Here is a 19,946-nt window from a genome sequence, read left to right on the forward strand (position 1 = left end):
ACTAATTAGTCGCTTAAGACTTAACGCTTACTGTTTAGAAAACTAAGCGTTGTTGCGCGCTGTTTCCATCACGGCTTTCATGTCTGAAACGGCTTTGTTCAAACCATCAAACACTGCACGTCCCATGATTGAGTGGCCGATGTTCAGCTCGTAGATCTCTGGAAGAGCCGCAATCGGTGCGACGTTGTGGTAAGTCAGACCATGACCCGCATTGACTGTGATACCAAGATCGTCCGCGTAGCTTGCGCCTGCAGCAATCTTTTTCAGCTCGTCTTGTTGGTCTTCTTCTGTTTTAGCATCGGCATAATGGCCAGTGTGCAGTTCAATGAACGGTGCGCCACACGCTTTTGCTGCGTCGATTTGCTCACGGTCAGCATCGATAAACAGAGATACTTTAATGCCAGCAGCAGACAGTTTTTCCGTCGCCGCTTTGATCTTTTCAAGTTGACCAACCACGTCCAAGCCACCTTCAGTGGTCAGCTCTTCACGCTTCTCTGGAACCAGACAAACAAACTCAGGATTAGTATCGAGGGCAATTTGAACCATCTCGTCCGTTACTGCCATCTCCAAATTCATACGAGTTTGAAGTGTTTCAGCCAGAATACGCACATCGCGGTCAACGATATGACGACGGTCTTCACGTAGGTGAACAGTAATGCCATCAGCACCCGCACGTTCAGCAATTTCAGCTGCGTGTACTGGATCTGGGTATTTAGTACCACGTGCATTACGTAGTGTTGCAATATGGTCGATATTAACGCCTAAAAGGATTGAGCTCATTTTCCAATACTCCGTGCTCTAGAGAGGGCTATTGTTGGCATAAATAGCTCTCTACTTTTTAATGGTTTGCCGCCAAGATACGGCTTTAAGGCTATGCGTGTAAAGCGTTTTGCCGCTTTTAACTGCTCTTTAGTGATAAACCTACGTTCACTGATTGCGATTAGTTCATCGCCCATAAAAGTAAGGTTGTCTCGACGCACCGAAGCGATGAAACCTTTCTGCTCTCGATAGCGATAAGTCATGCTCGGATCAATCGCTTCGCCAGTACCCGCGCAGTGTAAAAAGTCGACGCCGTAACCCATAGCGGATAATAGAGCCAACTCAAAGCGACGCAGTGCTGGCTCAGGGTTTTCATTATGCGCCAGCTCTGTTAAAGCATGAAGATAGTCGTGAAAAAGTGCTGGCATCGGCACTTCAGCCATCAATACGCGACCAATTAACTCGTTCACATACATGGCTGAATACAGATTGATACCGGCGAGAGGAAGCCCCAAGCTAATAGGTTCAGCTTGGCGTAAGGTTTTCATCGAACCATTACCAGACCACTTAAGCAGTAGTGGCGTAAATGGTTGTAGTGCACCTTTCAAATTGGAACGCTTGCTGCGAGCACCTTTAGACATCAACGTCACCCGACCGAACTCTTCACTGAAGACGTCCAAGATCAGGCTCGACTCACTATATGGTCGACGGTGCAACACAAAGCATCGCTGTAACCCTTCGCTCAATCACTTACCCTTATTACAGATACAAAAAGAGAGAGTTCGCACTCTCTCTTGGATTTATCTTCAGTTCAACTTTCTTAATCTCAGAAAGTGACGTTCAATATATTATAGATCATCGATGTAGCCTAACGAGCGAAGTGCACGCTCATCATCAGCCCAGCCAGATTTAACCTTGACCCAAGTCTCTAGGTAAACCTTACGGCCGAACAGTTCTTCCATATCGATACGCGCTTCACGACCAATCGTTTTGATTTTCTCGCCCGCTTTACCAATCACCATTTTCTTCTGACCTGTACGCTCAACAAGAATCAGTGCATTGATATGGAAGCCATCATTATCTGGGTTGTAATCGAAACGTTCAATTTCAACCGTTACCGAGTACGGTAGCTCATCACCCGTAAAGCGCATCAGCTTTTCACGGATAATTTCAGAGGCCATAAAACGTTGCGAGCGATCTGTCACGTATTCTTCCGGGAAGTGGTGTGTCGCTTTAGGTAAATGTTCACGTACGTGCTTACGCAGTACATCAATGTTTTTACCTTGCTTCGCTGAGATTGGCACAACGTCAATGAAGTCCATCTTCTTAGAGACTTCCATCATGTGCTGCATCACGTTAGTACGGTCTTGAACGTTATCTACTTTGTTGATGCAAAGTACAACTGGGAAGTCAGTCTTCTTCAGTTTGTTCAGAACCATCTCATCGTCGTCAGTCCAGTGAGTACCATCAACAAGGAAGAATACTAGATTCACATCACTCAGTGAGCTGTTCGCCGCACGGTTCATCAAGCGGTTAATTGCACGCTTTTCTTCAATATGAAGTCCAGGAGTATCAACAAAGATCGCTTGGTAATCACCCTCAGTTTCAACGCCCATAATACGGTGACGTGTCGTCTGTGGTTTACGTGATGTAATAGAAATCTTCTGACCCAGAATATGGTTCAGAAGCGTCGACTTACCTACGTTTGGGCGACCGACAATAGCGATGAAGCCACAGTGTTGGTTTTCCGGTAGGCCTGTTTTTTTGCTATCAGATGAAAAGAATGCATCGATATCGAAATCTTGGTTGTTATCAGACATTGCTTAGTTGCTCTAATGCTGTTTCAGCAGCCGCTTGTTCTGCCTTGCGGCGGCTAGTGCCTTTACCGATAACAGGTTTATCCACACCTGCCACTTCACACTCAACCGTAAACTCTTGGTTGTGTGCTTCACCTTTAATATTAGTCACTGTGTAGACAGGCAGAGGATTTCTTCGACCTTGCAAAAACTCTTGTAGGCGAGTTTTCGGATCTTTTTGAGATACTCCAGGCTGAATAGCATCTAGGCGAGATCGGTACCAGCTTAAAATAATGCCGCGAACCGTCTCGGTATCACTATCTAAATAGACAGCACCGATGATCGCTTCAACCGCATCCGCTAGAATAGAATCACGACGGAAACCGCCACTCTTCAACTCACCTGGACCTAATTTTAAGTAATCTCCTAGTTCGAATTCACGACCTAGTTCTGCCAATGTATGACCACGTACTAATGTTGCACGCATGCGGCTCATATCACCTTCGTTTACTTTAGGGAAACGGTGGTAAAGATCATCAGCGATAACAAAACTTAAAATTGAATCGCCCAGAAACTCAAGACGTTCATTATGTTTACCTGCGGCGCTGCGGTGAGTCAGCGCCAAGTGGATAAGATCGGCATCATTAAACTGATAGCCAATCTTTCTCTCTAGTTTATCAATTGGAGAATTCATGCTCTCTCGATGTGTTAATTGATCGATTAATGAATCCCACCGATGCGATTAAAACGCACACCAGTAGGAATCCATGTTGGAAGTACACTGTCTGAACCGCGTTCGAATTCGAAGCTTATCCAAATAGCAACGGCCTTACCAACAAGGTTTGCTTCAGGGACAAAGCCCCAGTAACGGCTATCAGCACTGTTATCACGGTTATCACCCATCACAAAGTACTGGCCTTCTGGAACGACCCACTCGTTAACACCATTGCGAGGCTGATATGCTTGCACACGATCACGGCGTAATGGGTTAACTAAAATTTGGTGCTCAACATCTCCAAGCTGTTCATTCAGCTGAATCAGAGGCACACCATCTTGAATAAATTGGCTCTCTTCAACGTGACTTAGTTTCACTGGTTCACAGCTACTTGTACCCTTCGCCTGAATACAGATCTCTTTACGACTGCTGTAGCGAATAGTGTCACCTGGCATACCAACAACACGCTTAATGTAGTCGATGTTTGGCTGAGGTGGGTACTTAAATACGATTGAATCACCGCGTTCTGGCTTGCCTGTTTCTACCAATTGAGTGCGCCATACTGGGTCTTTTAGACCGTACGCGTACTTCTCTACCAAGATAAAATCACCAACCAAAAGGGTTGGCATCATCGAGCCTGATGGGATTTGAAACGGTTCATAGATGAATGAACGCAAGATCAAAACAAATGCAATTACCGGGAAAATGGACACACTGTTCTCAACCCACCAAGGCTGAGCCGTAACTTTTGCGCTGGTTTCAGCGTCTAGGCCATTCGATTGTGCTTCAACGTCAGCAAGCTTTTGCTGGCGCTTCTTCGCCCACACAAACTTTTCCAACGCCCATACAATGCCGGTCACTAGAGTTACGATCACTAAGATAAGCGAAAATGTATTAGCCATTGATATCCCTTAAATTTCATTTCTTTAAAAATAACGAAAGTGAAAGAGCATAACTCTTTCACTCTGCTTAATATTTCTAATTTGTATCAATCATGCTGACTAAATGCTGGGAAGATTACGCAGGAAAAATCGTTTAGTTCGAGGCGCAAAGTGCAGTGACTAGTGGGCCTAATTGCAATCTTTGCAACAAAGAAATAAACGATTTTAACCAGTAATATTCAGCAGATAGTTAGTGCGATTGATACCTAGTCTTTTCCAACGTGAAGGATTGCAAGGAAAGCTTCTTGAGGCAGTTCAACGTTACCGATCTGCTTCATACGCTTCTTACCTTCTTTTTGTTTCTTAAGAAGTTTCTTCTTACGACTGATATCACCACCGTAACATTTTGCGATTACGTTCTTACGCAGTTGTTTTACTGTAGAACGAGCAATGATGTGGTTACCAATCGCTGCTTGAATCGCGATATCGAACATCTGACGAGGGATGAATTCTTTCATCTTCTCTACCAGTAGACGACCACGAGACTGAGCAATATCTTTGTGCGTAATGATCGCTAGAGCATCAACCGTTTCGCCATTCAGTAATACGTCTACACGTACCATGTTTGATGGCTCGTAACGTTGGAAGTTGTAATCCAATGATGCGTAACCGCGAGACGTTGACTTCAGACGGTCGAAGAAGTCGAGAACTACTTCAGCCATAGGAAGATCGTACGTCACAGCAACTTGATTACCGTGGTAAACCATGTCTACTTGTACGCCACGCTTCTCTACACACAGTGTGATTACGTTACCTAGGTAATCCGAAGGTACCAGGATATTACAGCGTGCAATTGGTTCACGAATTTCTTCTAGGTCATTAACCGCTGGCAGTTTAGCCGGGCTATCAACGTAAAGAACCGTTTTATCTGTTTTTACAACTTCATACACTACTGTTGGTGCAGTCGTGATTAGGTCTAGGTCGTATTCACGCTCTAGACGCTCTTGGATGATCTCCATGTGAAGCATGCCTAAGAAGCCACAACGGAAACCAAAACCAAGTGCTGCTGAACTTTCTGGTTCAAAGAACAATGACGCATCGTTCAGGCTTAGCTTGCCTAACGCGTCACGGAAGTTTTCGTAGTCATCAGATGATACAGGGAATAGACCTGCGTATACCTGAGGCTTCACTTTTTGGAAACCAGGCAGACGTTCAGTGCTGCCGCCTTTTGCAAGCGTCAACGTATCACCAACTGGTGCACCTAGGATGTCTTTAATACCACAAACAACCCAACCTACTTCGCCAGTATTTAGCTCAGTAGTGTCGATTTGCTTAGGCGTGAAGATACCTAGACGGTCAACACCCCAAACTTGGTCTGTCGACATTACTCGAATCTTGTCGTTCTTCTTCAGCTTACCGTTTTTAATACGAACCAAAGAAACTACGCCAAGGTAGTTATCGAACCAAGAGTCAATGATCAACGCTTGTAGAGGCGCTTCAGGATCACCTTCCGGTGGTGGGATAGCCGTTACGATGTTTTCTAGAACATCATCTACGCCTAAACCTGTTTTAGCAGAACAGCGAGTCGCTTCCATCGCATCGATGCCAACGATCTCTTCGATCTCTTCAGCAACACGCTCTGGTTCAGCAGCTGGTAGGTCAATCTTGTTCAAGATTGGCACTACTTCCAGCTCCATTTCGATTGCTGTGTAACAGTTTGCTAGAGTTTGTGCTTCAACACCTTGGCCTGCATCCACTACAAGTAGTGCGCCTTCACAAGCCGCTAGAGAACGAGATACTTCGTAAGAGAAGTCTACGTGTCCAGGAGTGTCGATAAAGTTAAGCTGGTAAGTTTCACCATCTTTAGCTTTGTAATCTAAAGTCACACTCTGCGCTTTAATTGTAATACCACGCTCGCGTTCTATATCCATAGAATCGAGGACTTGAGCTGCCATCTCACGTTCACTTAATCCTCCACAAACTTGGATTAAGCGGTCAGAAAGGGTCGACTTACCGTGGTCGATGTGGGCGATAATCGAAAAATTACGAATGTGCTTCATAGGCTTGGTGTGACTAAACTCTTTGAATAGGGATAATAAGAAAGCCGCGACACGTCCAATCTACAGTCAGCATTGGTGGCGGCATTTCAATCAAGTTGGCAGATTCTACCCAATTTAAGGGCAAGAAGCATCATAAATTAGACGAGAGACTCACCAAGGATTCGAATCAAGACGACTTCTTGCTTGGATTTGTCTTCCATGGGTTTGGCTAGCCGCTTCGCTAAGGCAATCCCACCAGCAGTAAACAGTGCTGCACTTAAGATAACAATGCCCTCGCCCCCTTGAAGTAAGGGTTGCAACAAGAGTTGTCCAAAACCAGCACCAATCATCAACATGAAAAGTGGGATCAGATAAACGATCGCCGCCGACTGAAGTAGGCTTTTTTCTGGAAAGCCAATTTCTACGATTTGTCCTGCTTTGACTAAGCTTTTGGTTTTAAGCTGCCAAAACAAAGATTTATTGCCAACAGCCTTAGTCACAATACCTGTTCCGCAGCTTTTTTGAGAAGAACAACTGCTGCAACTGGTTTGTTGCTCGCAGCTCAGTTGAACAAAATATTGCTTACCTTTTTGTTCAACCGAGCTAACGGTCGCCAGCGCGGTCATCATTGCGCTGGTTCCAATTTATTAAACGTAACTGATTGAGCAATACGTTTGGCGGTTGCTGGCGGAATATCACCAACCACAGAAATTTCTTTATCGCCAATCACTAAGCTGTGTAAGGTTCTGCGTCCTTGACGTACCAATTGCCCTTTCAATGAATGTTCGTCTTTATCGGCGATATAAACCGAAAAGCTAAACAATCCATCACTGAAAAGCTGACTTTCAACCATTTTATCGGTCGCAGCCATTTGATAGCGGCTAAGCTCTTTTGACTTAAACCCTTCAGGAATCCAAGACGCTTGCCAGTTAGTTTCACTCACTAAGCCTTCCGGCAGTGATAAGACTTTTGGTAATTGAGCTTGGTTCAAGCCACCCATCGCCTCAGCAATCTTGTCGTTCACCACGTAAGAGATCGTGCGGTACTGTTCAAGCACTTCGCCATCACGGTCCAAAAGGTCGGCACGCAAAGGAAGGCTTGTTTTCTCGTCTACCCAAACCACGTAAGAATAGCGAAGGCCATCTTTCGGCACGACCCGCAGTACTTGAGTAGTGCTGCCCGCTTCACGAGAGCGCCCAACTTTTACGAAGTCGTAGTACTGATTCAGTGATTCGATATCTCTATTAATCATCGGAATAACAGGTGCAACCATACTGCCAGACTGAATCGTAAATGGCTCTGTACCCGGTTCGATGTAGCTAACTTCATTGCCACGTCGAATGACTTCACGAACAGGGCCGCTTAGGTAAACAAGGTGTGCAAGTTGTTGGTCGTCGTTAACTGCATGGCGATAAACAAGAGGTTCAATACTGCTCTTCTTTATCAATATGTAGGAGAGTTCGTAATTTAGATGCTGACTGGCCTCGTTCATTTGATGCAACAAGGCCTTTGCAGTGGTTTCCTCTGCAAAGGCTGTTGGAGACATCAAGCTGAACAGTGTCAGTGCACTGACCAGGATTTTCTTCATTCAATGTCCGATTCTAGATGTGCATCTTGCATTGGCGATGCATCACTGTTTAGTCTTAGCTGAAGCTCATAATCTTCTAGCATTGCATGAACGCGTTTACGCTGCTCTTGCAAGTTAGCTTCCGATGCCGGCTTCTCAACGGAGTCACGCGTTAAACTTACTGGTTCCGCAGAACCCGCAAATGGAATCGTCTGGAGTACAGGCAACTGCTCTGGAGCTGCAGGGTCGCTGCCACCATATTGTTGAACACCTAATACAACCGCCAATGAAACACACGCAGCTACGGCAACTTGTCCAAACTGTTGTAACCAAGCCGGAAGCTGACGCTTCGCTTGCTGAGGTTTAGGCTGCTCTTCAATTGGAGCAACAGTAGGTTCAACATTCACTTGGTGCAGGTTCGGCATTGCACTATGTGCAGGCTCAGCTTCAAGCGCTGCTGCCACATTGTTAGCAATGTTCCAATCTTGAGTTTCTGGCGCATCCCCACGCATAACATCACCAATTAAATGGTAACTCTGCCAGGTATCCATGCTTTCTTGATCAGATTCAAGATCTACAATGAGAGCTTTATCGATCGTTTCACCATCCATGAGTGCCGAAAGCTTTTCTTTATCAGCCATTATTTTCACCATAATTATTACAAGTTCTAGCGTTGCAAAAGAGGTTTGATTTTCTTTTCCACTGCTTCACGAGCTCGGAAAATACGCGAACGTACGGTTCCTACAGGGCAATCCATTACTTCTGCAATCTCTTCGTAGCTCAAACCTTCGAGCTCACGCAACGTCATTGCAGTTTTTAAGTCTTCTGGTAACGCTTCAATCGCTCCAAAAACGACTTGTTTCAATTCTTTTGACAGCGTTAAGTTCTCAGGGTTCGATATTTCTTTTAACGCGCTGCCTGTTTCGTAATATTCTGCATCTTCTGCATCTACATCGGTTGCTGGCGGCCTACGGCTTTGGGCAACGATATGATTTTTAGCGGTGTTCACGGCAATTCGGTACAACCATGTATAGAAGGCACTCTCGCCACGAAAGTTAGGTATCGCGCGGTAAGCTTTAATAAAAGCTTCTTGTGCTACATCAGGTACATCACCGGAATTATTCACGTATCGAGAGATAAGATTACAAACTTTGTTTTGATACTTAACCACTAGTAAGTTAAATGCCTGCTTATCTCCACTCTGAACTCGCTCAATCAACACTTGATCGGTTAGCTGCTCGTTCATTCGAGCGGGTACTCCTATTGTTATAACCCTTACCTTCGCAGATATGGGTACTAATTATGCGAAATGTAGTATTGACACCACCGTCTACAAGAGCACTATTGTGACTAAGCCAAATACCGAAAGTTCCAACTTTCTTAAAATTATTTGCCATTATTGTTTCACAATGTGATGTAATAAAAATAGCTATCCCTATCAATTTGGGGAAACTTGAGCAAAAGCAATGGTATTGAGCAATTAAATATTTCTAGATAGCTGTCTATATATTGATTTTGCATAGCGTTTAAGGATGACTCTGGAGAGATTATAACAGTCTTACCCAAACTCCTAAAACAAGACAAAGTCAATTGAGAGTGGACAACTCGACTATAGCCCGGGATTTAATAAGTTTTATGAACGCAAACCGTGAACATCAGTGTGATGTATTAGTGGTAGGAAGTGGTGCGGCAGGCTTGTCATTAGCCTTACGCGTAGCAGAACATGCAAAAGTAATTGTATTAAGCAAAGGACCACGCAGCGAAGGATCGACGTATTACGCACAAGGTGGTATCGCCGCGGTGTTCGATGAGTCGGACAGTATTGAGTCTCATGTAGAGGATACTCAAATTGCTGGGGCTGGGTTATGCGAAGAAGATACAGTTCAATTCATTGCTGAAAATGCGAAAGAATGTGTGCAATGGCTGATTGATGGTGGTGTTCCATTTGATAAAGATGAAAACAGCACCGAAGGCCAACCAAAATATCACCTCACTCGTGAGGGTGGCCACAGTCACCGCAGAATTCTGCACGCTGCCGATGCAACTGGCATGGCGATGCAAACCTCACTACAAGATAACGTCAACAACCACCCAAATATCGAGATCTTCGAGCGCCACAATGCGCTGGATTTGATCACTGAAGATAAGATTGGTGGTTCAAAAGACAAGGTGATCGGTGCCTACATTTGGAACCGTAACCAAGAACACGTTGAAACCGTGCGCGCTAAATTTGTTGTATTAGCAACAGGTGGAGCTTCAAAGGTTTACCAATACACCTCTAATCCAGATGTTTCTTCAGGTGATGGTATTGCTATCGCTTGGCGTGCGGGTTGTCGTGTGGCAAACCTTGAGTTCAATCAGTTCCACCCAACTTGTTTATTCCACCCAGAAGCGCGTAACTTCCTACTGACGGAAGCACTGCGTGGTGAAGGTGCTTACTTGCGCCGCCCAGATGGTTCTCGTTTTATGAAGGACTTCGATGAGCGCGGTGAGCTGGCTCCACGTGATGTGGTTGCTCGGGCAATTGACTTCGAAATGAAGCGCTTGGGTGCCGACTGCATGTATGTTGATATCAGCCACAAGCCTGAAGAATTCATCACAACGCACTTCCCAATGATCCATACTCGCTTGATGGACTTGGGCATCGATATGACCAAAGAGCCAATCCCTATCGTACCAGCTGCTCACTACACTTGTGGTGGTGTCATGGTTAATAAGCAAGGTCAAACCGACCTGACTAACTTGTATGCGATTGGCGAAGTGAGCTATACCGGCTTACACGGTGCAAACCGTATGGCTTCTAACTCACTGCTTGAGTGTGTGGTTTACGCATGGGCAGCAGCAAAAGATATCGTTGAGAACATCGACCAATCTCAATTGTGTGCTGAACTGCCTGCATGGGATGAAAGCCAAGTAACCAACAGTGATGAAGAAGTTATCATTCAGCATAACTGGCACGAGCTACGTCTATTCATGTGGGATTACATGGGCATTGTTCGAACGGATAAGCGCCTTGAACGTGCACTGCGCCGTATTCAGATGTTGCAGCAAGAGACTCATGAGTACTACAGCTACTTCAAAGTTTCGAATAACCTATTAGAACTGCGTAACTTGCTACAAGTGGCTGAGCTAATGGTTCGCTGTGCAATGCAACGTAAAGAGAGCCGCGGCCTACACTACACGTTGGACTATCCAGAACTTGCAGAAGACAGCGGCCCAACGATTCTGACGCCAGAAAAGCGCCAATCATAATTATGGGTTAAGCGTGCTTAGCTAATTAGTCGTCAGCGAAAAGTAATTAAACGAAAGGGAGCCGAGTGCTCCCTTTTCTTTTGTCTAATGCTTTCTTTTATCTAATACTTTGGCTGACCTAACACGCTCGTTGTAAGTTTGCCAGAAAGTGACGATATTCATTCTCGCAACAGCTGTCGCGCCAAAGCAATACCGAGTACCCACACTCAAACTGCAATTTAACAAAGAACTGCGCCCAGATCTTATCCACGGACTTTAGAATATAACGTCGGTCATTCAATCGGATCTCACCATCTTCTTTATAATCAAAACGACCATGAGCACTATTCAAAATCAGATGGTTGGTTTTAAACAGATGGATCAGCAGTGCTAAACAATAAAGGCTGGCGGCAAGTGGAATAGAAGATAGGACGATGAAAAACAAAAGGCACCCGAAAACAGTGCCTTTTGCGAATAATGCGGAATATGAAGGGTTAAGCTGGAGCTTAACGAACCTTGCTGAGGTTGTGTGCGACAATTTTATCAACCATTGATGCATGACCTAGGTTTTCACTGCGTCCGTGTCCCATCACCCAAGTAAACAAATCTGGGTCATCACACTCTAGTAGAGAAACAAACTCACGCTGTTCCTGCTCTTGCAATGAATCAAAACACTCTTCGAAAAATGGCATGATGACTACATCAAGTTCTAACATGCCGCGACGGCAACCCCATTTAATTCGTGCTTTCTGCTCTGCAGTGTACATTGGCTATCCTCACCTATAATTTTTCTTTCTCGGAGTGTAACAAGTCATACGCCCTGCAACTACTATGTGAGTCACAGTCCCTATCTCAGCTCACAAAAAAAACCTAAGCTGACAAAGAAACAGAACCGGATTAACATAGAGCCAAATAAAATTCTTAGGAAAGATAAAATGGATTGGAAAAACACATTTCAGCCACTCGCTCATACACAAAATGAATCGCTTCCAGAACTGATGATGACACACGCGTCAGACTGGAGTGCAATCACCATGATAGGCGATGACAAAAAGTCGTACCTGCAAGGTCAAGTAACGTGCGACGTGGTGACTCTTCCTAATGATGAATCCACATTAGGCGCGCACTGTGATGCAAAAGGAAAGGTATGGAGTATCTTTCGTTTGTTCCACCACAACGGTGGCTACGCACTCATGCAACCTAAATCTGCGATTGAAGTCGAGCTCGTTGAAATCAAAAAGTACGCAGTGTTCTCTATGGTCGATATCGAGCAAACGTCTGACGTTGTTATCGGTGTGATGGGTGCGTCTGCAAATCAATACATTGATTCGATTTCAGAAAGCCAAGGTAATGTGCGTGCGATTTCTGGCGGTACGGCCGTTTTAGTATCAGACAACCGCTGGGCTTTACTTGTGACAGAAGAAGCTGCAGAAGCTTTAGTCACCAACAGCTCTGCTGAGAAAGTATCAGAAGCACTTTGGCAATATCATGAAATTATTGATGCTCAGCCGAATCTATCGAAAACTGAGCAAAACGAGCACATCCCTCAAGCGCTTAACCTGCAAGCGATTGGCGGTATCAGCTTTTCAAAAGGCTGTTACACAGGTCAAGAAACGGTTGCTCGTGCTAAGTACCGCGGCATGAACAAGCGTGAGATGCGTATTGTTTCTGGCCCAACTGGGGAAGTGCTAACACTAGAGAACCCTATTGAACTAGAGCGTAGCGTAGGTGAAAACTGGCGTGGCGCAGGCCGACTATTAAACGTATATCAATTTGCTGATAACCAAGCGATTGGTTTAATGGTATTGCCAAACAACCTGGATGACGATGTTCAGCTTCGATTGACTGCGCAGCCTGATCAAGTGTGGAATATCCTGCCACTGCCTTACAGCCTCGAAGACGAGTAACCACGTGGAAACACTGATTACACAATGGCTGGATCAACAGCAGGTGAAGTATCGCCTGCTGATGCAAAGTAAACCCACCACCAGCATCGAAGAAACCGCGCAAGAGCGAGGCATCGACCCATCTCAAATGGTCAAGTGCATCCTGCTCAAGGATATGGGTAATCAGTATGCACTGGCCTGTACTGCTGGCGATCGTTCTGTCGACCCCAAGAAAGTACGCTCGGTGCTGAATTGCCGTCGGATGACTTGCGTGTCGCTCACTGATGTTGAAGCGATCACTGGCTTTAAAGTGGGTTGCGTTGGTCCGCTCGCTCTCAAGAGACACATGCCGATCATTTTTGATCCTTCCATTCAGAACAACTCGACCGTAACCATTAGCTCGGGTGTTCGAATGGCTGGCGTTGCGTTGGATCTCAATGATCTTATGGCGCTATGTGCACCGACCGTCGCAGATATCAGTCGATGATCGTTTCGATCAGATCATGCTTCGCAAACTTCATTTGAATATTTCATTGAGTACATTTTTTGTGTGAACTTCGTCATAAGAAGAATACACCACCAGTAAATAGTTACTCAAAATAAAAGCATAAGTAGTCACAAGGTTAAATTTGCGTTATTGTAAATTTACTGACTAGCTATTAAGCAAATCAGTACAAGTGAATCCACTGAGTAACATCAGTATCCACTTTTGTGTAATGCATCTGTGACTATTCGCCCGTTTTAGACGGGCTTTTTTTTGTCAGAAATTTACAATTTGATTACACAAACAAAAAAATCCCGCCTATTCTTATACTTGTAACATTATCACTGCTTAATACCGAACAGGAAAGTTCACGGCAGTTCACTACTCAGTATTATTTTGGGGAGGAGCTCACGTAAAAATAGATATTTACTGAAGAAAGTGCTTAGAACAGCACAAATATCTAATTAACGTCAACTCTACTGCATATTACTCCATGCTTATCACAATTATTATCTCGGAGTTTTTCTATAATATGCAGGCTAGGTAAATATAAGGATAATAAAAAATGAGACTGTTTAAGCGCTATACACCGAGTATGATAGCTAAACATGTAAGTCGACTTTTCAAAGGACGAATCTACATTTACGGCGTAGGAAAATTTGAGTTTGATAACGGTAAGCTAGTGCTACCAGACCGAGCAGAAAAGCGTCACTTTCAAACAGTGAAAGAAATAAATAGTGAAATCATGAAACTGCGCTGCGCGTACGCATGACCTGATTATCTACAGAATTAAATCGAGTAGGAGGAGGCCTCACGGCCTCCGTCCTCTCACACCACCGTACAAGCGTGGGTCGCATACGGCGGTTCGAATATATTTTCAGTGACTCATACCCATCTCGCAATGAGTACAGGCCCAACTCCTCGAACCATTTTATTGGCATGGCGTGATTTATCTGCGGCGTTAAGGCCAAGTGCCACCACCCTTTATCTGACATCGCTACCTTCCACGCATTGCGCTCCGTTACACCTTGTTGTTGTAACCATGTCGCTATGCCGTATCTGCGTTTGCGTTGTTTTAAGCGGTAACATCGCAGCCGTCGCCGTATCCATTCGTCTAAGCGCTGCAAGCTGCTTTTCCCTATGGCGAGTTTGAAGTAGTGTTGCCAACCTCTTAGGTATTGAGTTAATTCCGCTATGACTGCTTGCAACTCTCGCCCTCGGTTTCGCTTCGTTATCTGCCGCACTCGCTTCTTCATTTGAGTTTGTGCTGCCTTCGATAGATGGATTGTTCCATCTATCCCGAAGCGGTGGCTTAAGTAAGTCCGCTCTGTCACTCTTGTCGCACCACTTTTCTCTCGATTTACCGTGAGCTTCAGCTTTTGCTCCAAGAACTCCGTTATCGACTCTTTAACTCGATAAGCGGCTTCTTCACTATGAACGTAGATTTGGCAGTCGTCTGCATATCGACAGAACTTATGCCCTCTGCGCTCTAACTCTTTATCCAGTTCATCTAATACGATATTGGATAGCAACGGGGATAATGGTCCACCCTGTGGTGTCCCTCTTTGTCTCTGTTCAACCATCCCGTTTCGCATTATGCCTGCCTGTAGATATAACCTGATGAGCTTCAACACTCGTTTATCACTGATGTCCTGTGACAGTCTGTACATCAGTCTATCGTGATTCACTGTGTCGAAGTATTTCGCTAGGTCGATATCTACAACATAACCTCGACCTTCTCGGATGTAATGACTGGCTGCCGTTAATGCATGGTGCGCACTGCGGTTTGGTCTAAATCCGTAACTGCTATTGGAGAACTTGGGGTCATAGATATCTGACAGTACTGAGGTCATTGCCTGTTGGACAACTCTATCAAGCACGGTTGGGATACCTAGTTGCCTTACGCCACCACTAGGTTTAGGGATTTCTACACCAAGTACCGGTTGAGGTTGGTAGCTTCCTTCCAGAAGACTCTGGCGAAGCGCTTGCCCATTTGAAGCCTGTCGAAGTGTTGAGATAGTCGCATCTATGTCGAGTTTGTCGACACCTGCACATCCTTTTGTTCTTCTTCACTCTTCGTAGAGCTTGATTCAAGTTGGTTGAAGAGCAGATTTGCTCCATCAACGACGTTGAGATCACCAAGACTCGTCCTCCTGTTTACGCCAATCATGCTTGTCATTCTTCATCACCATGAGCTTTACTTGCTGTATCGCCCATTGGGACGTAGAGATGGTTTTCATCTTGCTATGACCCCACATGACTGAGTGTCTAGTGACTGCTTCTTGATATATTCAGTTCGGGCCTTCCCTTAAGTTGTACTTCCTTAAGGTACTATGCCTTCTGCTGACTTCTTATTGCTCGTCATACCGCATCGCTGCTGTATTAGTCTCTATCGAGACAAGTAATAAGATCTCCCGAGGTAAGACGTTGCTCTTTCCCTTGGCCGTGCCTGATTTATCACTACACACTTCCCGTCGAGGCATCGGGCTATTCTATCTATTGCTAGGTTGCCCAAGTTGTAATGACCTACTATCAGATTTCTGTTCGTCACAACCAAGTTTTGCCATTTGCTTCCTTCAGATTTCACCTCACGGTGAACACCCTTGCATAGGCTAACGGTTCTCGCTCGACTGAGCCCGTAGAGGACTTTCACCTCCTAGATCAACGCCATGCTCGGCGCACAAACAAAAAGGGTTGGCATTATGCCAACCCTTTTTTCGTATCAATGATGATTCGATAAATCACCAGAACACTATGTCACTATCGATGAGTCACTGGACGCTTAGCTAAATCAGGAAGATTGCCAGATAAACCCAGTGCGCGCTTCATGATCTCATCTTTCGCACCCGGTAATTGACCTGCTAGCTTCATACCGATACCACGAATCAGCTTCTTAGCTGGGTTATCGCCTTCAAACAGGTCTTTAAAGCCCTGCATTGAAGCAATCATTTTCGCCGCCTCTGCTTTTCTCCAGCGCTCGTAGCCGCGAAGATTACGCTTGGTGCCAATGTCCTCACCCGCAGCCCATAGCTTTAACAGCTCTTGTGCTAAGCTTGCTGCGTCTAATAGGCCAAGGTTAACGCCCTGCCCCGCTAATGGATGAATGGTATGAGCAGCATCACCAACCAAAGCCACACGCTCTACCGCAAAGTCACGTGCATAACGCATGCGTAGTGGGAATGCAAAACGGTCACCAACCACTTCGCATAATCCAAGCTTTGAGTCGAACTCTGCCGTTAGCTGCTTATTAAAATCAGTATCCGACATGGATACCAACTTCTCGGCACGGTTTGGTTCCGTAGACCAAACAATCGAGCTCATGTGGCTTGGTTGCATTGGTAGGAATGCCAATGGGCCTTGAGGTGTGAATATTTGACGAGCAACGCTGTGATGCGGCTCTGTGGTTTTGATGTTCGCGACAATCGCACTGTGTCCGTAATCCCAATGTGTTAATGGGATATCTTGCTGCTTACGAACCCAAGAGTTTGCGCCGTCTGCTCCAACAACTAACTTAGCTGTCAGTGCTTGACCATTGTCCAATGTTAACCAAGCTTCACTTTCACCAATCGCCATCGTTTTACACGTTGCGGGCATATACAGGCTGACGTTGTCTTGCTTCTTAACCTGATCAAGCAGCGCTAATTGAATCACACGGTTTTCAACGATATGACCCAAGTTCGGCTGAGCCAAGCGTGTCGAGTCAAACTCAATACGGGCAAAGCTATCTTGCTCCCACACTTCCATCGCTTGATACGGTGCTGCACGTCTTTGTTCGATACCTTGCCATGCACCTAGGTTGCGAAGAATCACTTCACTAGAACGACTCAACGCGGATACACGTACGTCAGGCAGCTCACTAAGCCCTTCGCTGGGAGCTCTACCTTCAATGACAGCAATTCTTAGGTCACTGTCTTTCAGGGCAGCAGCAAGCGCTAAGCCAACCATGCCACCACCAACAATCGCGATATCAACACTTTGCATCATTATTTATTACCTTATCTTTCTACTAGGCCAAGCGTATGACGCAAAAGTGGACCTTTAAGTGGTGGAAGGTTATCTATTACGGCTAACCCAAGATTACGCCCAATGCGAGCGGTCATAAAATCGTTTGAGAACAGGTGAACTAGGCTTGAAGTCAACGTGATCGTTGCGTCTCTATCTTGTTCTCTACGTTTTCTAAAGTTAACAAGACCACGGTAACGACCCACATCATCCAACTGAGTACACAACTCTTCTGCCAAGGAAGCCACGTCTCGGATACCTAGGTTAAAGCCTTGCCCCGCAATGGGGTGAAGCGTTTGAGCAGCATTACCAACAATGGCAAATCGATGAGAGATATTTTGCTGTCGGTGACGAAGAATCAGTGGATAGCTCGCACGCTTGCCGACTTTCTCTAATCGGCCAAGTCGCCAACCAAAATCGCTCTGAAGCTGCTCAAGGAATTCGTCGTCGTTAAAAGCCATAACTTTATCGACTTGCTCCGGCGGTAAACACCAAACCAGAGACAAACGGTTATCACTCATCGGCAATAGAGCGACTGGCCCATGATGGGTAAAACGCTCAAATGCGCGACCTTGATGGGGTTCGCTCGCCACGATATTGGCAATCATAGCAACCTGTTCAAAGTCATGTTCATTCAGTGGGATATTGAGTTGCTGACAACAGGTTGAGATTGCACCGTCAGCCGCAACCAGTAACTTAGTCGTTATGGTTTGCCCACTGTTGAGTTCGATAGTTGTCAGTGACTCACTTCGCTCAACTTTCGCTACCGAGTCCGGACACAACATCGTAATTGCCGCTTCTGATTCCAGCTTCTGCTGATAAATTCGACCGACATCGGCTAACTCGACTACATAGCCAAGTGCATCTACAGCCAGTTCTTCACTATAGATATCCGTCATCCCTGCATGCCCACGATCCGATACATGGATATCTTTAATCGGGGTCGCTACCGGAGCGATAGATTGCCACAGGTGCAGAGAGTCAAGGATCTGTACCGTGCCATAAGACAAAGCGATCGAACGAGAATCAAACCCAGGATGAGCTTGATGATCAACCTGATAAGGCTCAACCACCGCAATCGACAACGAGCCTTGGCTTAGGCGGTTCAGAGCAAGGGCTAACGTCGCCCCCGCCATTGCACCACCAGCAATTACAACATCATATTGAGCCATCATAACCTCAAACCGACAAACGATTAGTGAATTGTTGGCGCCGCATCTTCAGATGGGCGTGCACCAAATTCAGCATGAATCGTTAATGCACACGCTTTTACGTGCTCAATAACGTGCTCTAGAAGTTGTGCTTGTTCTTCCAGATCATCTTCTTCATCAATGCCTAGCTTTGCCATCTCTTCAAGATCAGCCAACGCTTCTTTCGTGCCTTCAGACGCTTTGTTCAATTGAGCGCCAACAAGACCTAAACCAGAGATGAAATGGTTAATCCAATCAGACACACCGTCAGCCAAGTCAAACAGGCTTGCGCTTGCGTCTTCGTCAGGCAGCAACATAGACAATTCCATGTCTGAACCTGTGATTTCACTGGTCGTTACTTTCAATGTCGCTTCCGCTAGCGTTAACGCGCGATCTGGCCAGCCCATACCTTCGTTGGTGTAATCAAAGATCAGCGGTTGCCAACTCTTATCTGCTAGGCTTAAGCCTCCGCTTAACATACCCGTTAATAAACCATGCATCTCAGCAGGGGTTACGGCTAAACTTGCCGATTGAAGTTCAGTCGCAACCGTTAGGTAATCAGGTAAAGTAGTTTCGCTCATCAGATAGCTCGCTCAGTTATTCTTTATATCGATAGTATAATCGTACCACTTCACCCCAATTCTGGTAAGCATCGATCCCCAGCAATTGAAGGATGACTGACTACCAATTGTTCAATTTGCTGAATTACTGTGTGCTCAAGCTCTCATTTACAAACAGTCACTCTGAAAAGCTTGAATCTTAATAGCGGTTTACCTATAGTTTCTCCCTCAGAGGAGATTGCTTCCTCATCGGTACTTGCACTTTTTCTTTCTCAAAAAATGGCGAAGGGCAATAGCCTTAAAATAGCGCGTTAAAGAGTTCATCCATCATGAGTAATCAAGCGGTAGACGTTGAAATATTAGGAAAACTGACTCGAGTGAATTGTCCACCAGGGCAAGAAGAGTCATTGATTGCAGCGGCGGCCGATCTTGATAATCGATTGAAAGAGATGGCTGAACGTACTAAGGTAACCAATGAAGTGAAGCTGCTGACTATCGCAGCTCTGAATATTTGCTACGAATTACAAACCAAGAAGTTTGAAGCAAATGATGAACAAAACGCACTGACCGAGCGAATGGAACAGCTCACGACATCACTTTCAGATGTCCTCAGTAAAGTTAAGCACGGACAGCAATAGCGTACACAAAATTTACCCTGGAGTGTTTGTCAGAGGATTCACGTCCCCGAGCCGATAAGCAATCCCTAAGGGTTAGTACTTGAGTGCTATTGAGCATGCTCGGTCCGCCGAGAAGCCTACGGTAATCATTGCTGATCCGCCTTGAACTCGCTGGTTCAAGGGCCATCTATTCTCAACGGCACTTTGGGGTATCCCTTC

At 45.5% G+C, this 19,946-nt stretch carries 20 protein-coding genes, 1 other RNA gene and 1 pseudogene; 6 read left to right on the forward strand and 16 right to left on the reverse strand.

What is annotated here, in order from left to right:
- Positions 1-42 precede the first annotated feature (42 nt).
- The 10 genes from pdxJ to rpoE all read right to left on the reverse strand — a co-directional run bounded on the left by pdxJ (position 43) and on the right by rpoE (position 9,003).
- Complete coding sequence (pdxJ, locus tag BCU34_RS11510; protein WP_102478259.1) at positions 43-780, reverse strand: pyridoxine 5'-phosphate synthase; 738 nt, start codon at positions 778-780, stop codon at positions 43-45.
- On the reverse strand, positions 777-1,505 hold the full coding sequence (recO, locus tag BCU34_RS11515; RefSeq protein WP_048659398.1) for a DNA repair protein RecO: 729 nt from the start codon (positions 1,503-1,505) through the stop codon (positions 777-779). Before recO ends, pdxJ begins: the two co-directional genes overlap by 4 nt.
- Before the next feature lie 102 nt (positions 1,506-1,607).
- On the reverse strand, positions 1,608-2,579 hold the full coding sequence (gene era / locus BCU34_RS11520) for a GTPase Era (protein ID WP_017059042.1): 972 nt from the start codon (positions 2,577-2,579) through the stop codon (positions 1,608-1,610).
- Complete coding sequence (gene rnc / locus BCU34_RS11525; protein ID WP_102478258.1) at positions 2,572-3,249, reverse strand: ribonuclease III; 678 nt, start codon at positions 3,247-3,249, stop codon at positions 2,572-2,574. The genes era and rnc overlap by 8 nt, the downstream gene beginning before the upstream one ends.
- Before the next feature lie 26 nt (positions 3,250-3,275).
- A complete protein-coding gene (gene lepB / locus BCU34_RS11530; protein WP_048659399.1) occupies positions 3,276-4,172 on the reverse strand; it encodes a signal peptidase I in 897 nt (298 codons plus the stop codon).
- Positions 4,173-4,417: 245 nt separating this feature from the next.
- Entirely contained in the window at positions 4,418-6,211 is a 1,794-nt protein-coding gene (lepA, locus tag BCU34_RS11535) for a translation elongation factor 4 (RefSeq protein WP_048615653.1), read from the reverse strand.
- A 137-nt stretch (positions 6,212-6,348) separates the two neighbouring features.
- Positions 6,349-6,819 (reverse strand): SoxR reducing system RseC family protein, encoded by a 471-nt coding sequence (locus BCU34_RS11540; protein ID WP_048605807.1) that lies wholly within the window; start codon positions 6,817-6,819, stop codon positions 6,349-6,351.
- Entirely contained in the window at positions 6,816-7,778 is a 963-nt protein-coding gene (rseB, locus tag BCU34_RS11545) for a sigma-E factor regulatory protein RseB (RefSeq protein WP_048659400.1), read from the reverse strand. The genes BCU34_RS11540 and rseB overlap by 4 nt, the downstream gene beginning before the upstream one ends.
- Positions 7,775-8,398 (reverse strand): RseA family anti-sigma factor, encoded by a 624-nt coding sequence (locus tag BCU34_RS11550; protein ID WP_048659401.1) that lies wholly within the window; start codon positions 8,396-8,398, stop codon positions 7,775-7,777. The genes rseB and BCU34_RS11550 overlap by 4 nt, the downstream gene beginning before the upstream one ends.
- A gap of 26 nt (positions 8,399-8,424) precedes the next feature.
- Positions 8,425-9,003, reverse strand: a complete 579-nt coding sequence (gene rpoE, locus BCU34_RS11555; protein ID WP_008223963.1) for an RNA polymerase sigma factor RpoE — start codon at positions 9,001-9,003, stop codon at positions 8,425-8,427.
- A gap of 389 nt (positions 9,004-9,392) precedes the next feature.
- Between rpoE and nadB the strand changes: the two genes are divergently transcribed.
- Positions 9,393-11,009 (forward strand): L-aspartate oxidase, encoded by a 1,617-nt coding sequence (gene nadB, locus BCU34_RS11560; protein WP_019826282.1) that lies wholly within the window; start codon positions 9,393-9,395, stop codon positions 11,007-11,009.
- A gap of 118 nt (positions 11,010-11,127) precedes the next feature.
- Here nadB and BCU34_RS11565 read toward each other — a convergent pair whose 3' ends face one another.
- Positions 11,128-11,547, reverse strand: a complete 420-nt coding sequence (locus BCU34_RS11565) for a protein YgfX (protein ID WP_307862880.1) — start codon at positions 11,545-11,547, stop codon at positions 11,128-11,130.
- Positions 11,495-11,755 carry a succinate dehydrogenase assembly factor 2 gene (locus tag BCU34_RS11570; protein WP_004735374.1) on the reverse strand — a complete coding sequence of 87 codons (261 nt, stop codon included), beginning with the start codon at positions 11,753-11,755 and terminating at the stop codon, positions 11,495-11,497. Before BCU34_RS11570 ends, BCU34_RS11565 begins: the two co-directional genes overlap by 53 nt.
- A 168-nt stretch (positions 11,756-11,923) precedes the next feature.
- On the opposite strand from BCU34_RS11570, the gene ygfZ reads away from it, so the two are divergent.
- From ygfZ to BCU34_RS11585, 3 genes are all read left to right on the forward strand, one after another.
- The gene (gene ygfZ / locus BCU34_RS11575) at positions 11,924-12,895 is read left to right on the forward strand and encodes a tRNA-modifying protein YgfZ (RefSeq protein ID WP_102478257.1); all 972 of its coding nucleotides are present in this window, start codon (positions 11,924-11,926) and stop codon (positions 12,893-12,895) included.
- 4 nt (positions 12,896-12,899) lie between these two features.
- On the forward strand, positions 12,900-13,361 hold the full coding sequence (locus BCU34_RS11580) for an aminoacyl-tRNA deacylase (protein WP_048664488.1): 462 nt from the start codon (positions 12,900-12,902) through the stop codon (positions 13,359-13,361).
- Between the two features lie 562 nt (positions 13,362-13,923).
- A complete protein-coding gene (locus BCU34_RS11585; RefSeq protein ID WP_009847660.1) occupies positions 13,924-14,130 on the forward strand; it encodes a DUF1107 domain-containing protein in 207 nt (68 codons plus the stop codon).
- 56 nt (positions 14,131-14,186) lie between these two features.
- On the opposite strand, the pseudogene ltrA reads toward BCU34_RS11585, so the two are convergent.
- The 4 genes and pseudogenes from ltrA to BCU34_RS11605 all read right to left on the reverse strand — a co-directional run bounded on the left by ltrA (position 14,187) and on the right by BCU34_RS11605 (position 19,131).
- A pseudogene (gene ltrA, locus BCU34_RS11590) lies at positions 14,187-15,479 on the reverse strand (group II intron reverse transcriptase/maturase).
- A gap of 639 nt (positions 15,480-16,118) precedes the next feature.
- Complete coding sequence (locus BCU34_RS11595; protein ID WP_048659404.1) at positions 16,119-17,342, reverse strand: FAD-dependent 2-octaprenylphenol hydroxylase; 1,224 nt, start codon at positions 17,340-17,342, stop codon at positions 16,119-16,121.
- A gap of 11 nt (positions 17,343-17,353) precedes the next feature.
- Positions 17,354-18,532: a 2-octaprenyl-6-methoxyphenyl hydroxylase gene (gene ubiH, locus BCU34_RS11600; RefSeq protein ID WP_102478910.1), complete on the reverse strand. Its 1,179-nt coding sequence runs from the start codon at positions 18,530-18,532 to the stop codon at positions 17,354-17,356.
- A 23-nt stretch (positions 18,533-18,555) separates the two neighbouring features.
- Positions 18,556-19,131, reverse strand: a complete 576-nt coding sequence (locus BCU34_RS11605) for a YecA family protein (RefSeq protein WP_102478911.1) — start codon at positions 19,129-19,131, stop codon at positions 18,556-18,558.
- Positions 19,132-19,439: 308 nt separating this feature from the next.
- Between BCU34_RS11605 and zapA the strand changes: the two genes are divergently transcribed.
- Complete coding sequence (zapA, locus tag BCU34_RS11610; RefSeq protein ID WP_004735366.1) at positions 19,440-19,748, forward strand: cell division protein ZapA; 309 nt, start codon at positions 19,440-19,442, stop codon at positions 19,746-19,748.
- Positions 19,749-19,759: 11 nt separating this feature from the next.
- Positions 19,760-19,942: non-coding RNA, 6S RNA (ssrS, locus tag BCU34_RS11615), on the forward strand.
- The last annotated feature ends 4 nt before the right edge of the window (positions 19,943-19,946 follow it).

The sequence above is a fragment of the Vibrio sp. 10N.286.45.E10 genome (genome assembly GCF_002874195.2).
GTDB classification, from domain to species: domain Bacteria; phylum Pseudomonadota; class Gammaproteobacteria; order Enterobacterales; family Vibrionaceae; genus Vibrio; species Vibrio crassostreae.

Coding starts and splice junctions, on each gene's coding strand:
- BCU34_RS11540 (WP_048605807.1), bottom strand. CDS start 6,819: ATGATGACCGCGCTGGCGACCGTTAGCTCGGTTGAACAAAAAGGTAAG.
- BCU34_RS11595 (WP_048659404.1), bottom strand. CDS start 17,342: ATGATGCAAAGTGTTGATATCGCGATTGTTGGTGGTGGCATGGTTGGC.
- BCU34_RS11585 (WP_009847660.1), top strand. CDS start 13,924: ATGAGACTGTTTAAGCGCTATACACCGAGTATGATAGCTAAACATGTA.
- lepB (WP_048659399.1), bottom strand. CDS start 4,172: ATGGCTAATACATTTTCGCTTATCTTAGTGATCGTAACTCTAGTGACC.
- rseB (WP_048659400.1), bottom strand. CDS start 7,778: ATGAAGAAAATCCTGGTCAGTGCACTGACACTGTTCAGCTTGATGTCT.
- BCU34_RS11605 (WP_102478911.1), bottom strand. CDS start 19,131: ATGAGCGAAACTACTTTACCTGATTACCTAACGGTTGCGACTGAACTT.
- pdxJ (WP_102478259.1), bottom strand. CDS start 780: ATGAGCTCAATCCTTTTAGGCGTTAATATCGACCATATTGCAACACTA.
- ubiH (WP_102478910.1), bottom strand. CDS start 18,532: ATGGCTCAATATGATGTTGTAATTGCTGGTGGTGCAATGGCGGGGGCG.
- ygfZ (WP_102478257.1), top strand. CDS start 11,924: ATGGATTGGAAAAACACATTTCAGCCACTCGCTCATACACAAAATGAA.
- nadB (WP_019826282.1), top strand. CDS start 9,393: ATGAACGCAAACCGTGAACATCAGTGTGATGTATTAGTGGTAGGAAGT.
- lepA (WP_048615653.1), bottom strand. CDS start 6,211: ATGAAGCACATTCGTAATTTTTCGATTATCGCCCACATCGACCACGGT.
- rpoE (WP_008223963.1), bottom strand. CDS start 9,003: ATGAACGAGCAGCTAACCGATCAAGTGTTGATTGAGCGAGTTCAGAGT.
- era (WP_017059042.1), bottom strand. CDS start 2,579: ATGTCTGATAACAACCAAGATTTCGATATCGATGCATTCTTTTCATCT.
- BCU34_RS11550 (WP_048659401.1), bottom strand. CDS start 8,398: ATGGCTGATAAAGAAAAGCTTTCGGCACTCATGGATGGTGAAACGATC.
- BCU34_RS11565 (WP_307862880.1), bottom strand. CDS start 11,547: ATGCATCAATGGTTGATAAAATTGTCGCACACAACCTCAGCAAGGTTC.
- BCU34_RS11570 (WP_004735374.1), bottom strand. CDS start 11,755: ATGTACACTGCAGAGCAGAAAGCACGAATTAAATGGGGTTGCCGTCGC.
- zapA (WP_004735366.1), top strand. CDS start 19,440: ATGAGTAATCAAGCGGTAGACGTTGAAATATTAGGAAAACTGACTCGA.
- rnc (WP_102478258.1), bottom strand. CDS start 3,249: ATGAATTCTCCAATTGATAAACTAGAGAGAAAGATTGGCTATCAGTTT.